The organism is Methylomonas sp. BW4-1, assembly GCF_052474385.1.
This window is the reverse complement of record NZ_CP184125.1, coordinates 5,060,687-5,076,068: the sequence shown is the minus strand read 5'-3', so window position 1 is coordinate 5,076,068 and position 15,382 is coordinate 5,060,687. Positions and strand designations below refer to the sequence as shown.

The 15,382-nt window shown below is 52.0% G+C and carries 12 protein-coding genes; 7 read left to right on the top strand and 5 right to left on the bottom strand.

Annotation, left to right across the window (positions count from 1 at the left end; translation table 11 throughout):
- Positions 1 to 145 precede the first annotated feature (145 nt).
- The 3 genes from ACH5Y9_RS23600 to ACH5Y9_RS23590 form a co-directional block, all read right to left on the bottom strand.
- A complete protein-coding gene (locus ACH5Y9_RS23600) occupies positions 146 to 1,450 on the bottom strand; it encodes an NERD domain-containing protein (protein ID WP_445367797.1) in 1,305 nt (434 codons plus the stop codon).
- A gap of 594 nt (positions 1,451 to 2,044) precedes the next feature.
- Positions 2,045 to 2,713, bottom strand: coding sequence for a laminin B domain-containing protein (locus ACH5Y9_RS23595; protein ID WP_445367796.1), 669 nt, complete (start codon positions 2,711 to 2,713; stop codon positions 2,045 to 2,047).
- A 434-nt stretch (positions 2,714 to 3,147) separates the two neighbouring features.
- Positions 3,148 to 4,029, bottom strand: coding sequence for a LysR substrate-binding domain-containing protein (locus ACH5Y9_RS23590; RefSeq protein WP_445367795.1), 882 nt, complete (start codon positions 4,027 to 4,029; stop codon positions 3,148 to 3,150).
- 348 nt (positions 4,030 to 4,377) lie between these two features.
- Between ACH5Y9_RS23590 and ACH5Y9_RS23585 the strand changes: the two genes are divergently transcribed.
- Positions 4,378 to 5,154, top strand: coding sequence for an ATP-binding protein (locus ACH5Y9_RS23585; RefSeq protein ID WP_445367794.1), 777 nt, complete (start codon positions 4,378 to 4,380; stop codon positions 5,152 to 5,154).
- 107 nt (positions 5,155 to 5,261) lie between these two features.
- On the opposite strand, the gene ACH5Y9_RS23580 is transcribed toward ACH5Y9_RS23585, so the two are convergent.
- On the bottom strand, positions 5,262 to 5,801 hold the full coding sequence (locus ACH5Y9_RS23580) for a response regulator (protein WP_445367793.1): 540 nt from the start codon (positions 5,799 to 5,801) through the stop codon (positions 5,262 to 5,264).
- A 94-nt stretch (positions 5,802 to 5,895) separates the two neighbouring features.
- Positions 5,896 to 7,185, bottom strand: coding sequence for an ATP-binding protein (locus ACH5Y9_RS23575; protein ID WP_101054488.1), 1,290 nt, complete (start codon positions 7,183 to 7,185; stop codon positions 5,896 to 5,898).
- Positions 7,186 to 7,579: 394 nt separating this feature from the next.
- Here ACH5Y9_RS23575 and ACH5Y9_RS23570 point away from each other — a divergent pair, with 394 nt between their 5' ends.
- The 6 genes from ACH5Y9_RS23570 to ACH5Y9_RS23545 are packed head-to-tail and all read left to right on the top strand — an operon-like array spanning position 7,580 to position 15,266.
- Entirely contained in the window at positions 7,580 to 9,217 is a 1,638-nt protein-coding gene (locus ACH5Y9_RS23570) for an ASKHA domain-containing protein (RefSeq protein WP_445367792.1), read from the top strand.
- Complete coding sequence (locus ACH5Y9_RS23565) at positions 9,217 to 9,882, top strand: cobalamin B12-binding domain-containing protein (RefSeq protein ID WP_445367791.1); 666 nt, start codon at positions 9,217 to 9,219, stop codon at positions 9,880 to 9,882. The genes ACH5Y9_RS23570 and ACH5Y9_RS23565 overlap by 1 nt, the downstream gene beginning before the upstream one ends.
- The gene (locus ACH5Y9_RS23560; RefSeq protein WP_445367790.1) at positions 9,879 to 10,907 is read left to right on the top strand and encodes a uroporphyrinogen decarboxylase family protein; all 1,029 of its coding nucleotides are present in this window, start codon (positions 9,879 to 9,881) and stop codon (positions 10,905 to 10,907) included. Before ACH5Y9_RS23565 ends, ACH5Y9_RS23560 begins: the two co-directional genes overlap by 4 nt.
- Positions 10,904 to 11,524: a DUF1638 domain-containing protein gene (locus ACH5Y9_RS23555; RefSeq protein ID WP_415879221.1), complete on the top strand. Its 621-nt coding sequence runs from the start codon at positions 10,904 to 10,906 to the stop codon at positions 11,522 to 11,524. The genes ACH5Y9_RS23560 and ACH5Y9_RS23555 overlap by 4 nt, the downstream gene beginning before the upstream one ends.
- Entirely contained in the window at positions 11,521 to 13,173 is a 1,653-nt protein-coding gene (locus ACH5Y9_RS23550) for a sensor histidine kinase (RefSeq protein ID WP_445367789.1), read from the top strand. Before ACH5Y9_RS23555 ends, ACH5Y9_RS23550 begins: the two co-directional genes overlap by 4 nt.
- Positions 13,170 to 15,266: an EAL domain-containing response regulator gene (locus tag ACH5Y9_RS23545; RefSeq protein WP_445367788.1), complete on the top strand. Its 2,097-nt coding sequence runs from the start codon at positions 13,170 to 13,172 to the stop codon at positions 15,264 to 15,266. Before ACH5Y9_RS23550 ends, ACH5Y9_RS23545 begins: the two co-directional genes overlap by 4 nt.
- The last annotated feature ends 116 nt before the right edge of the window (positions 15,267 to 15,382 follow it).

Genomic DNA, 15,382 nt, shown 5'->3' with positions numbered 1-15,382 from the left:
GGCAAAAAGCTTCGATGCTCGGGCCAAGATAACGAGAACATAACCATCCCGAACTTGATCGGAAGGCCACTATGACAGGGTACAGTTCCAAAATATTGAATTTACGGACGCTAAGAGGGGCATCAAATCGCGAGCGATGAGCCTCCTATCGGCGCACGTTCTCGAGTTGGTTAACGCAAAGTTGTCTTAATTTATCAATAAGTTTTTTTTGATCGGCATCCGAAACTTTTTGACTGCCCCACAAATTCCCAATTTCATCTGCAAGTTGTTCAAGTCGCCAAATGTTCACAGTTGAATTCTGAACTGTCAGTGTACTTTCGGGATTAGCCCAAACGACAACAGGTGTAACCCATACTTTTATCTGGCTATTATTGCTGATGAAATCAGACAATCGTTTAGCATTGTTCACGGCTTGCCTTGTTGGATCTGATTTAACAGGCTTCCACGTCTGGTTTTTCTTGTAGCGCCATTCATCACCAATCACTCGATATTGCCCATTAAAAGTTTTAACCTCCAACGCCCATAAACCAGAAGGGCCAACTAACACGGCATCGATATCTGATTTGTTTTGACCAGGAAGCACTATGTTGCGAAATAAATACCAATTCCCATCCAACAGGTGACGCATTCGATCGACCACATTGTTTTCACCCTCTTGCCCCAGTCGATGGTTATTTATCTGTTTTTCCAGCCGTTCTATTATCCAATCCAGGCAAAATATGCACAACTTAGCCCCACCCCATCCCAGCAATACCGCGATTGCTAACATCAAGATGCCCCATCCAGAAGGAATTGCCGCGAGTTTTGATATTGCTTGCGCTGGCGGTCTTTGGCTGAATATATAAACAACGAGTGCTATACAACCGGCTAGGATAGCTCCAAGTATTGCTCCTTGTAAGAAGGAAAAGGCCAATTGCCGCCTTTCGGAATAGTTCCTTTCCTTCGATTCGACTACATTTAAAAATCCGGCAGATGAAACCGGTGTTTCAAGCGTTTGTTTTAACTCGACCAAATTTAAGGTAATAGCGGCTTGCCGGACACGCTCATCCCATGCATTTTCAATGGCATAACCGAGATCTTTAAGGGTTAATTGCTTAGTATCCAATAACCAGCCCATTAACTTGTCTTTGTAGGGATGAAAAGGCCAAATAGTATTGCGAGCTTGGTCAAGAGAGATTTTTATTGGAAAGGAGTTAGAAGAAAATGAGGTCGGCCTAATCTCTGGAATTTTTTCTGCTTTTCCTAACGACTGCAAGAGCACTCCTGCCGCTAGTTTTAGTTCTGGAGCGTAGGCTTTTTCGGCAGCCCATCTTAGCCTGGCTTCATTCAGATAACCTTCGTCCAGCAGCTCCCCCACTGGCCTGGGGTTGCTACGAAGCCACATAATTTTTCGAGCATCATCAATACTCATCGGTAAGTCTTCAGATAAGGGGCGTTTGTCAATATCCATTACCAAATTTTCCTTCGTGTTATCAAAACCATAAGATACGATCAAATGGCAGAAAGGCACAATGTGCGTGGCGTCAATAGGCGTAAAGCATTCGGATCGGATCGGGGTAACGGGATTTCGTGCGTCACCTCTCCCACACCACCGTACATGCGGTGTCCCCCTTGCGTTTCGCTACGGCTGTCGTTACTTCTTCCGATTATCTCTTTCCAGGTAATAAGTTTTGGCCTATGCTGGGTACACCGCATGACGCTATCGCTAATGCGCCATACGAGTTACGGGCTTTGCAAATATTAAGGGACTTTCAATTTCGCGGCGGGGTTTTCCCGTATGCCGTGCCGAGCACCGGAGCTTTTGAACGGATTAGCCCGTAGGGGCGACGCATGGATGCGGCGCGTTGCCGAAGGGGCAGGAAGCCCCTTTCGGCAACCCCGTTCAAAAGCTTCGGAGCGCAGGGGACAAGCGGCATCCGGGCCGCCTTTTCTTTGGATACTTTCTTTTGGCGGAGCAAAAGAAAGTATCTCGGCTGTCGGGCCGAGACCCGACTCCAAAACAAACCGTCGCACCAGCGACACAACTACTTAACAATTGACCTTATTACCCCTTGCGAGTGAACGACCAAAATCCCGCAACCCCCACGCCAAATAACCAAAACGCCCCCGGCAACGGCACCGTTTGCAAAACCACATTATCCAGGCCGGCGGTTTCGATGATACCGTTGGTAAATTCGCCGTGAATGTACAACCCACTCAAATTGGATAGGACATTTTGAAAATCACTTTGACTGGCGAACACCCCGCCTGTGCTGCCCAACCGCCATTCCGAGGAGGGCGCAAAAGTCAGACTGATATGAGTCCAGCTACTATCCGGTACGATATTCGGGTCGCGTTTCCAGAGTAGGCGTTGGCCGTTGCCAACTAACATGACGTCGGTGGTTTGCCAATTGACAGCACCATCGCGATACGTGAGATCGTAGGATAATCCGGTAGCACTGGTCTGCGCCCCCAGGAACGCAGCGGGAGCGGAGAAGGTAAAATCGCCACTGTCCGGATCACTGGCGGCGAGATAATTGCCGGGATTGCCACCACCTGACACGTAACTGGGTTGGTATTGACCAATGATCGAATAATTGTTCTGGCTGAAATCGGCAAAACTGACGATTTGCCAGTTCTCGCTGTCGACATCGAACGAACTGGACACGCTGGCGAGAATCGGCTGCGAAGTCAACAGGGCGATAGCAACAGGTAATAACTGTTTTTTGTTCATGGTCGGTACTCCTAAGGTAAAAGCCCGGCATTGAGATCGGGCAACGTGCTTGCTTGGCCATAAGACTCAAGGCATTGGTGGCAATAGTCGCAATTTTTGTCGCGCCTCTTATCTCCGCCTTCGAATATTCAAAGCATCAGGCTGTTATCAGGCGCGATAAGGGTTAAGGACTTTGCGAATATTAGACGATTTGTAATTTCACGTCGGGGATTACTCCAGTATGCCGCAGTATGTACCTCTCTCAGTTTTTAAACGGACATACGAGACAAGGGCCGCCTTTTTTCGGCTAAATACAAGTTTACTTCTAGCGAATACTCGCAGCCGACAGGCTGCCATACAGAGCAAAAGAACATCAAAGGTTTTCGTGGAAAATGTCATTTGGCCGTCGGTTCACTAACTGCTAATAAAATAGTCGCCACGCCAGCGGTGTATACCTAAATGTCCTTAGCCGCATCCCGCACCAAGCCGCTCAAGCGCCGAATCAGCTCCCCTCTGGCACTGGTTTTGCGCCAAACCATGCCTATGGTCCGGCTCGGCGCCGGCTCCGCGAAAGGTAAATAGCGGATACCCGGTTCCTCGCGAACGGCGATTCGCGGCATAAAGGTAATGCCTGTGCCGGCGTGGACCATTTGCCGCAAGGTTTCCAGACTGGTGGCGCGAAGATCCTGTTCTTCGTCGGCACCGATGGTTTGGCAGATTTGCAGGGCATGCCCACGTAAGCAATGACCTTCCTCAAGCAGCAGTAAATGCTCGCCGTTCAGATCATCTTGCTCGACTTGCGGCTTGGCCGCCAACGGATGACCGTCCGCCACCGCCAGTAAAAACTCATCGTCGAACAAGGCCTGGCTTTCCAGAAAATCCTCGTAAATCGGCAAGGCTAGCAAGGCGCAATCCATCTGTCCGCTGCGGAGTTGCTGTAACAATTGCTCGGTTTTTTCCTCGACCAGAATCAGCCGGATGCGCGGTAAATCTCTCTTGATTAGGGGGACCAATGGCGGAAACAAATAGGTCGCCAAGGTCGGAAACGCGCCAAAACGCAGATTGCCGGCCAGCGGGTCCTGGGCTGTAGCGGCCAGTTCCTTGATATTGTCTTGCTCCTTCAAGATCCGCCTTGCCGACGCCACGATCTGCTCGCCCAACTCGGTAGGCAGCACTTTTTTATTGGTGCGCTCGAAAATCTGGATACCCAATTCATCTTCCAACTTTTTAATCTGGGTACTCAAAGTCGGCTGGCTGATGCAACAACGGTCGGCAGCCTGCACAAAGCTGCGCAAGTCGGCAACGGCGATTAAATAATGTAAATCCCGCAGATTCATAGCCACCCCGTAAATAGCCAATAGCTATCGTTTAAATGATAACAATCGATTATAAGTCGATCATCGCGCAGAAACGCGCCTCGGCCGCCAAAGCCGCGACTTAAAATAAAGTCTAAGCAGTCCTTGGTTACCGGCACAAGCGGCATATACTGGCTACAGTGGGCAGCCACATTTCCACAACAGCTATAACTTTCCCACAAAATCTGTGGATAACTCTGTTGGCAACCCGTTAAAAGCCACGCTAAGTTGTTGCTGTGCTTAGAGTGGTGTTAAATTGTCTAAAATTTATACAATATTCATTTCTTTACACAAACCGGCACTTCGACCGGCCCCAGCCAAGGATCACAGATGATAGATTGGAACCACACCTATGCGGCAATTTGGCGCCAGCGCCAGGCGTTTCTGCGTCCCGTTCGGCAAATCGATCCGATCCGGCTGGATCAACTGCTGGGCATAGAGCCGCAAAAGCAGCAAATGATAGACAACACGCTGCGCTTTCTGGCGGGACTGCCGGCGAATAATGCCTTGTTGTGGGGCGCGCGCGGCACTGGCAAGTCCTCGCTGGTGAAAGCCTTGTTGAACGAATATTTGCACGAAGGTTTACGAGTCATCGAAGTCGATAAACAAGATTTACTGTATCTGCCGGAAATCGTCGACGACATTCGCGAACATAATCAGCGTTTTATTATTTATTGCGACGATTTATCGTTTGAGAACGGCGACGCTCTCTACAAGCCGCTGAAAAGCGTGCTGGAAGGCTCTATTGAAATGCCGCCGGAGAATGTGCTGTTTTACGCCACGTCCAATCGCCGCCATTTGCTGCCGGAACATATGCGCGACAATCTGGATACGCTGCTGATGGACAACGAGGTGCATTATTCAGACACCATCGAGGAAAAAATCTCACTGTCCGACCGCTTCGGTTTGCGGCTGGCGTTTTACCCGCAGCATACTCAGACATACCTGGATATTGTCGACAGCTATTTCGTCGATTATCGCGGCAACCGCGAGGCTTTACACAAATCGGCGCTGGATTTTGCCCATCAGAATGCCGCCAAAAACGGCAGAACCGCGAAGCAATTTTTCAATGCCTTTAGTAATGACGAGCGTACCGAACAGCTGTAACTCCACTCTAAACAAAACAGCTCCCGCATAGATGGGAGATCGGTTTATACCTAGACCTCTGGTTTCGCAGGGGTAACGGTATCGCGGAAAGAATTACCAATAACTGTCTATTTAAAATCTTCGTCGTCGAGAATAATCGAGCCGTCCTGCGCCCAATTCACTTGGGTGATACCCGGCTCCTCGGCTTCCAGCGCTTTAATAATCGCTTCTTTTTCATTCAGGAGTATTTGCTGCGCCCGCACCTGATCGGCCAAGGCCCGGTTTTCCAACAACATCCGTTTGTGCGCCAGACCGTTCTCGACCACATTGACAATTTCCAGATTGCTCCAGGGCTTGTTGATAAAGCGAAACACTTCCGCCTCATTGATGGCGTGCTGGGCGCCTTCCAGATCGGCAAAGCCGGTCAACACAATGCGCACAGCATCCGGCTGCATGCGCTTGAATAAAATCAAAAAGTCGATACCGTTAATCCCCGGCATCCGGTAATCGGAAATCACCAAATCAAAGCTATGTTCCTCAGCTAACAGCAGCGCTTCCTCGCCGCTGGTTGCGGTAACGGGTTCGTACTGTTTCAGCAACCGCGCCAGCGCTTTCAGCACGTTCGGCTCGTCGTCGACGATGAGTATTTTAATATCTGCCTGGTTCATGATTTTGCACTAACAGTGGTCTATTGATGACATAGTCTGGCAGGTAAAGCCCCTTCTGCAAGTTTAGTATTCAAAAACCGCCAGACGCACCGGACTATTCGGCAGACGCCGATTCCGGCGGCCGAATCGGCAGCCAGACTCGAAACCGGCTACCCTGCCCAAGCTGGCTGCTTACTTCGATTTTACCGCCATGCTTACGGACGATATTCTGAGAAACCGACAACCCTAGCCCGGTGCCCTTGCCGACCGGCTTGGTGGTGAAGAACGGCTCAAACAAACGCGGCAGGTTCTCCGGGGCAATACCTTTGCCGTTATCGCGGATTTCCACCCAGACATTCGGCTCCGTGCAACCGGTACTAATATGAATATCGCCTTTGGTATCAATTGCGTGCGCGGCGTTAATCAGTAAATTCATAAACACCTGATTCAATTGCGAAGGCAGGCAATAAATCTCCGGTATCTCGCCGTATTGCTTGTGCACGGTGCAATGGTACTTCAGCTCGTTGTTGATAATATTCAGCGTGGAATCCAACCCTTTATGCAAATCGGCCAATTCCCAATCGTTTTTATCGGCATGCGCAAAATCCTTCAAATCCTGAATAATGTCACGCACCCGCGACAAACCTTCCATGGACTCAGCAATCAATTCCGGAATATCGCCGCGCAAATAGTCAAGCTGCTTGGTTTGTTTCAGCGTGCGCAAGTTTTGCAGCGCCTCCTCCGAAAAGTTTTTTTCGGCTAAAGCAGCGTTGTAAGCATCCATCACGCAAAAAACGTCGCACAAATAGCCGTTCAGCGTGTTCAAATTGGAATTGACGAAACCAATCGGATTATTGATTTCGTGGGCAATGCCGGCCGCCAGTTGCCCTATCGCCGCCAATTTTTCCGATTGTAATAGTTGCAAATGTACAGACTGATTCTCCTGATGCCGGCGTTGCACTTCGGCTTCCAGATAGGTATTTTGGTTTTTTAGCCAATCCCGGGCATGCTTCAGTTCCAGCTGGGTTTTGATTCTGGCCAATAGAATCGACAAATGACACGGCTTGTAAAGATAATCCACCGCACCCAGTGACAAACCCCGCTCTTCCTCCAGATCAGAAGTCAAGGCGGTCACGAATATCACGGGAATATCGCCGGTTTTGGGATCGGCTTTTAGCTGGCCGATGACTTCATACCCATCCATATCGGGCATCATCACATCCAACAAAATCAAATCCGGCTTTGGCGCACCACCCGCCAATTGCAACGCACGCTGCCCGTTGGTCGCTACCAAAATCTGGTAATACGGGGCGAGAAACTGCCCGAAAACCGACAGGTTGATAGACTCGTCATCGACTAACAGAATGGTGGCTTGGCGCTCTGTCGATTGTTTATCGGATTCCATCTAAATTCCGTTGGCTTGGGTGAACCATGATCTGGATTGACTGCAAGCGTCTCAGGCAAGCCGATTCCGGTCACGAACCCGCTTTTTGGCGCATCGGCAAAGTTTACCCGATTGTTGATGACATTCCAGCATGAACAGTGTGCCGATAGCCTAAAGTGCCTTTTGGCACTGCTTATAACCGCATATCACGGAGTTTATGCCGTAAAACCCGATCTAATAAAGACAAATCGCTTACACCGCAAGATTGGATCAGCGAAACCACCAATACACACTAAAATAAAAGGGGAAAACCACTGGCTGTTTTGCCCATGCCGAATAGATCAAACCCCATCATGCCAGGCCTCAACGAAAGCGAAAGCGCAATTGCTACTACTCCTACAGGTTTCCATCGCCTATGACCACCATCCCTCCCGATACCGGACGGCCGGCACCCCCAGCTGGCGATATGCTGGCGACGGTCGGCAGTAACGATCAGACGTTACGCATACTGCTCAAACCCGATCTGTCGGTACGCCAAGCCCTCGACACCACCGCTTTGCGGGTACGCGCTGCTTGTGGCGGTTTGGGCACCTGTGGCGCGTGTCTGATTCAAACCGTAAGCGGCGAGTTTAATCCGCCGACGCTGGCGGAACGGCAAAAGCTGCTTCCTGAAGATTTGGCTGGCGGCATACGCTTAGCCTGCCAGTTGCGGGCACGCAGCGACTGCACGCTTTATCTGGACAATCCGGCGCCGCATTCCGCCTGGAAAAGTCTGGACCCCACCCCGCTTTATCAAGCCCAGGGCAATCCAACCGTTTCCGAATATGTCTACGGCGTGGCGGTCGATCTGGGGACGACACATATCCGCCTGTCATTGTGGAATCGGCAATCCGGCCGACGCATCGGCACCCGCTACAGCATCAATCCACAAGTCGCGCATGGCGCGGACATTCTGACCCGGCTGGATGCCGAGCGCCTGGACGATCAAGATTGCCGCCGTATAGGCCGGGAAGCGCGCGCGGCCATCATCGTCGGCATACGCGACATTCTCAGCCGCGATATGGGCGAAATAGCGCCGATACTGGCGGAACTGGGCAAAGTATTAATAGTGGGCAATACCGCGATGTTAACGCTGATTTGCGGCAATAGCGGCGACTGCCTCTACCAGCCCGAGAACTGGCAAAGCCCTATCGCCTGTCTGCCCGCCGATGCCGATGCCTGGCGGCAGACATGGCGCACACCGCATGCCGACATCGACATCGCCCAACCGCTGGCTGGTTTTATCGGCTCAGATTTACTGGCCGACCTGCTCGCAACCGGCATTACTGAACAATCGCAACCGATGCTGTTGGCCGACTTCGGCACTAATACCGAAATCGCCGTGTGGGACGGCAGCAACCTGTGGGTCAGTTCCGTGCCGGGCGGCCCCGCTTTCGAAGGTGTAGGTATGCGCAACGGTTTAACCGCAGAAGCCGGCGCGATTTGCAAAGTGTCGGCAAGCGGCTTACGGACGATAGGAGATGTCCAGGCGCGCGGCTACTGCGCCAGCGGCTTCATTGATGCCATTGCCTTGCTACTGGACCAAAAGCATCTGAAACCGTCCGGACGCTTCGCCGAACCGCTGTCCGAACAAGGCTTTTTATTGCAAGCCGACATTCCCAAAAGTGCCATTTTTGCGAGCGACATCGATATTTTCCAGCGTGCCAAGGCATCGACAGCCGCTGCCATGTCACAATTGATGTCGTACGCAGGCTTGGCAATAAGCGATTTGAATCGTCTGTGGATTTGCGGAAGTTTTGGTCAACATTTGGACCTAAACAGCGGGTTCCGAGTTGGCTTACTGCCTCCTATACCCCCCGAACGGGTCAGCCTGCTGGCCAATGCCAGTCTGGCCGGCTGCGAACAACTGCTGTTGAATCCGGCCGGGCCAAGTCTGTTAAACAATATTGTGCAACGGGCGCGCGTGGTCAATCTTGGCGGGGTTTTCGAATATGAAAACTGCTTTATCGACAATTTACGCTTGCAGCCCATGTCCATCGAGGAATTCGAATAATGCTCGACGCTTATATTCAATCCTATAACCAGGCGGTATTCGAAACCGATAAGCCGGCCGCCCTGGAGGTCGTCAATCACGCCTTAAACGACGGATTCAGCCCCGAGGATATCGTCTTCAAATTAGTCATCCCGGCCATCGAGTTGATGATGACCTTAATCGAAAAAGATCCGGACGCCAATCTGGCCCAGCATTTCATGACCGCGCAAATTGCGGCCGACGTCACCGAAAAAATGCTGGAAAAATTCAGTAAACCGCCGGAAATGATAGGCCGGGTCGTCATCGGTGCCGCCTACGGCGACTTGCATTCCTTGGGCAAACGGATCGTTAGCGGCTGCTTGAAGTCGCTGATGGTGGATGTGGTCGATCTGGGCACCAACGTCACTGCCGAAAAATTCGTCGATACCGCGATAGCTGAGAACGCCCAAGTCATCGCGGTATCCGCGATGATGGTCCACACCGCCACCAGCGAAAAAGGCAGCCTGGGTGTGCGCAGATTGTTACAAGAACGTGGTCTGGAACAACAAATCAAACTGGCGGTAGGCGGCGCTCCCTACCGTTTCGATCCGGAGTTGTACACCAAGGTCGGCGCGGATGCCTGGGCGCCGGATGGCGTCACCGCCGCCAAAGTCATCGTCGATCTGATTCGCGAGGTCAAGCCATGACACCTTTGGAAATCCTCACCGCGACGGCGACCGGCAACCCCGCGCCGCGCATTCCGGTTTTTTGCAATATGTCCGATCATGGCGCCCGAGAATTGGGTATGCCCGCCAAGCAATACTTCAGCAGGGGCGAATATGTGGCCGACGGCCAATTACGCCTGTTGCGGCGCTACGGCTACGACAACATCTGGAGCCTGCATTATGTTGGCAAGGAAGCGGAGTTGCTGGGTTGCCGGGAAATCCTGTTTGCCGACGACGGCGTTCCAAATGTCGCGGACTTCGTCATCAAAAACCTGGACGACATTGCCAAACTCAACATTCCCACCGACATTACACAGCATCCGGCCTGGCAATCGGTTTCCGACTGTCTAAAGATTTTGCACAGCGAAGTCGGCGGCACGCATCCGATTTGCGCCTACGTCACGGCCTCGACCACCTTGCCGGCCATCTTGATGGGTATGGATAAATGGATGGAGTTATTCCTGCTCGGCCCTTTTGATGTCCGCGACGAACTGCTGCGCAAATGCTCGGATTTCTGCCGGCAAGAAATCGCCGCCTTACGGGCCTTGGGCGCCAATGTGTTGATTTACTCCACGCCGTTTGGCTCGCCGTATTTCGTCAGCCGTAAGCAAATTGAGCAAAAGGTGATGCCCTGGATGCGGCGGGACTTGCTGCCGGGCGGAAATGAGGACATCGTTTATTACTGCGGCATGGCAGGTTTTAACGATGTGATCGATTTGGTTTTCGATGAACTTCACATCAAAACTCACTACATTAGCCCACTTGCCGACTTAGCCGAAGCCAAACGCCTGATCGGTAATCGCGGCCTGACCTGTGGGGTGATCGACGATATTAAAATGATTCACTGGAGCGCCGAGCAAACCCGCGCCGAAGTGCAGCGTATTGTCGAAATCGGCAAAACCGGCGGCCATTTTTTGTTCGGTAACGGTGTCATGCCAATGGCCGTGCCCGAGGCCAACATTCGGACTATGGTCGATGCAGCATTCGAATACGGGAGACTGCCATGAAAACCTTCGCGATACATCCGGAAAATCAAACTCCGCTGACCATGGTGGGCTGCGGCATTTTGCGTAAGGAGGTGGACGGACTAATCGCGAAAAATCACTGGAACGTGCATACCCATTATCTGGATTCGGCCTTGCACAATTACCTGAATCGTTTGTCGACCGAGCTGAATCAGGCGCTGGAAGAACGCGAGAAACTCGGCGAAAAAACCGTGGTGTTTTACGGCGGCTGCCACCCGTTGATGGAAAAATATCTGGAGGGCCACCACACCTGCCGCACCCACGGCCAAAACTGTATCGTCATGCTGCTCGGCTACGAGTTATTCATGCAGGAACTGGAAAAAGGCGCGTATTTTTTACTGGAAGACTGGGCCTTGACCTGGGAACCCATGATCACCGCCTGCTTCGGCGCCAATATGACGGTGATCAGGGAGATATTTCACAGTAGCCATAAATATATTCTGGCGCTGCGTACCCCGTGTAACGGCGATTTCAGCGCCGCCGCCGAAACCGCTGCGCGCTTCGTGGATTTGCCGCTGGCATGGATGGATGTCGGTCTGGAGCATTTGGAAACCGTTTTGGCGGATGCCATTCAACGCCGGCTTGCTGCGGAACAATGACCCAAGCACCTTCCCATCAAGAGTTGCAGGAACGGGTCAAGCAATTGGAAACCCGCGTCCGCAAACTTTCGGAAGAAAAAGCCAATCTGTATCTGATCCTGCACATGCTGGAGTTGTTAAACCCCATCGCCGGCGTCGAAGGATTGTTAGAGAGCTTAATGACTGCTTTGTGCGGCAGTTTGGGCGGCAGTAATGTCGAAATTTATTATCTGGACGCGGGGGCAATCCATTACGCCAATTTAGCCGGCGAACGCCAAATTATTGATCATATCGACGATCCCTTAATCAACGAAGTTTTTCAGCAGCGCCGCTTTGTCGAACAAGCCACGGATTCTGAGCACACGCTACTGCGCGGCATGACGCCGGCTATTGCCTGCACCTGGGTCATGCCCTTGCAGGTGGGCAAAGAATTAATCGGTGCCATCAAAATGACCGATATGTTGGGCTCCGCGCAAATGCGCGATTATCTATCGCCGTTTTTCTCGCACATGGCGCTGATATTGAGCAATGAAATCAAAACCCGCATCGCGGAAAGCGCGAACCAGGCCAAAAGTAATTTCCTGGCCACCATGTCGCACGAAATCCGCACCCCGTTGAACGGTATCTTGGGAATGGCGCAACTGCTGAGTCTACCTGACTGCGACCCAAGCAAGCATCAAGAATGCGCCCGCACTATCCTCGCATCCGGACAGACTCTATTAACCCTGTTAAACGATGTGTTGGATTTGTCTAAAATCGAGGCGAATAGGCTGGAGCTGGTTTACTCTGCCGCGCAGCCTCGGCAAATCATCACCGAAGTCCAGTCGCTGTTTGGGGAAAGCGCACATCAGAAAAACCTGCAACTCGAAACCATCTGGCTCGGACCCAGCGAGCAATGCTACCTACTGGATCAAATCAGAGTCAGGCAAATGCTGTCAAATCTGGTCAGTAATGCCATCAAATTTACTAATCAAGGCGCGATCAAAATCCAGGTAATAGAGTTGCATCGGCAAGGTTCGCAAGCACAACTGGAATTTTCCGTGTCCGATCAAGGCATCGGGATTGCCGCCGAACAACAGCGCCTGCTGTTTAAACCCTTTAGCCAAATTGACGCCAGTTCGACACGGCGTTACGCCGGCACCGGTCTGGGCTTATCCATCGTCCAACGCTTTGCCGGACTGATGCAGGGGGAAGCCGGCGTGGAAAGTAGTCCCGGCAGGGGCGCCCGATTCTGGTTCAGAATTCGCTGCGAGCTCGTTGACTGTCAACTGCATAGCCATAATTCAGAACAACAGCGCTTACCTGTGCCTTGCGCGGAATTGTATTCCAAAGCAGTCAAGGCCGGGCATTATCGAGATACGCCTGTCTATCCCGCGCAAACTGTCTTTGCGGTGGCCGATCCGACAATCAGCACAGAAGACATCGCCTTGCTTAATAGCAACGAAGAAATGCGGCCACTAATGGACGAGCTCGATAATTTGTTAGCCAAAAACATGTTCCATGCCATTAACCACGTTAAGACATTGCAGAATTTACTCCGCGCTAGTGCGCTAGAGCCGCAGTTTTCCGAAATAGCTCAATCGGTTAACGAAATGAAATTCGATCAGGCACACCAGCAATTACGGCAGCTTTATTTTGTCTTGGGCTGGGACGGAGTACAAACCGAGTGAACAGCAAACAGTTAAAAATTCTCGCCATCGACGACACCCCAGCCAATCTGGCCTTGTTGGGTTTAGCGTTGCAGGACGATTATCAAATTCAAATCGCCACCTCTGGCGCAAAAGGCCTGGAACTGGCGCTGGATGAGCCGCCTGACCTAATTCTGCTCGACATCATGATGCCGGATATGGACGGCTACGAAACCTGTCGGCGATTCAAGGTCAATCCGCTGTTAAAAGACATTCCGATTGTGTTCGTTACCGCATTGAACGAAATTCAAGCTGAAGCATTGGGCTTTTCCTTGGGCGCTGCAGACTATCTGACCAAACCCATCAGTATCGAAATCGCCCGCTTGCGGATTCGCAACCTGTTGGAACGCGAACAATTTCGTCAAGAACTGCAACGCCGCGAAGCTGAACAACGCTTGGCGGCCAGCGTGTTCGCCCACACTCACGACAGCGTCGTCATTACCGACAGCGAGAACCGCATCATTGATGTTAACGCGGCATTCAGCCGAATTACCGGTTACGCCCGCGAGGATGTTTTAGGTAAAAACCCCAGCATCCTCAAATCCGGTCGGCAATCCGCGGAATTTTACAAGGCCATGTGGCAATCGCTAAACGCACACGATCATTGGAGCGGCGAACTCTGGAACCGCAACAAAAAAGGCGAAGTTTTTGCGGCACTAACTTCTATTTCGGTAGTGCGAGACGAAGACGGAAAAATTCATCATTACATCGGTTTATCAGCAGACATCACGCCGCTGAAGAACCATGAATACGATCTAGAACGCATCGCCCATTTCGATCCACTGACCGGCATTCCCAACCGCGTGTTGCTGGCAGATCGTCTCGCCCAAGCGCTGGCCCACACGCACCGAGCTAGCAACCATATGGCGGTATGCTATCTGGATCTGGACGGTTTTAAACCGGTCAACGATCAATTCGGCCACGAAGCGGGCGATCAATTGCTAATAGAAATTTCCCTCCGGATCCGCGACTGTCTCAGAGCCGGGGATACCGTAGCCCGCATCGGTGGCGACGAGTTTGTGCTGCTCTTGCTGGATTTTAATGATCCCCGCGAATGCGAGGCGGTATTGGAACGCATGCTCTGCAAAGTAGCGGAACCGTTCAGCATAGATGATAACCAGGTCTGCGTATCGGCCAGCGTGGGCCTTACCCTATACCCCGACGACCTGGCAAGCGCGGACACGCTGTTGCGGCATGCCGACCAAGCTATGTATGTCGCCAAACAGCGCGGCAAAAATCGCTACCACCTGTTTGATCAGGAACTGGACAGGATAGCGCTAGTCCGCGGCGAAACCTTAACGCAAATCGAAGCCGCGCTGCTCAATAACCAGTTCGAATTGTATTTCCAACCCAAGGTCAATATGCGCTTGGGTAAAGTCCTGGGTGCGGAAGCATTGATTCGCTGGCGGCATCCCGAGCGCGGCTTATTGTCGCCTGCGGCGTTTTTACCCGACATAGAAGGCACCGAACTGGTCATCGCCCTGGGCAATTGGGTATTGGCCCGCGCCCTGGATCACCTGCAAACCTGGCAAGACATGGGCTTGAACATTGCCATCAGCATCAATATCGCCCCGCGCCACTTACTGCACCAGGATTTCGTCGAAACCTTGAAAACCGGCTTTGCCGCGCATCCGCAACTGCGCCCCCACTGCCTGGAGCTGGAGATATTGGAAACAGCCGCACTGGAAGACATTGGCCGCGTCACCGCCGTAATGAAGGAATGCCAAAAACTGGGCGTCGGCTTTGCATTGGACGATTTCGGTACCGGCTATTCGTCGTTAACTTACCTGAAAGCCTTACCTGCCGACACCTTAAAAATCGACCAATCCTTTATTCGCGACATTCTCGGCGACCCGGAAGATCTGGCCATCGTCGCCGGCATTATCAATCTCACCGCCGCCTTTCATCGGCAAGTAATAGCCGAAGGCGTCGAAACCGATGAACATGGCTTGCTATTGCTGAAACTTGGCTGTGATAACGCGCAGGGCTACGGCATCGCCCGGCCGATGCCGGCCGGAGACTTGCAGGAATGGATCAGAAATTGGCTACCAAACCAGGAATGGTTGAAGAATTAGTCTTCGGCAGCACTGCTCGATCCTGTGTTTAAGAGCGACCATCAAAAGCCAATTAGGATAAACTCCAACGTATCCCTACACATCTGAATGCCGAGAATCCCGGCGAAATAGCGGCT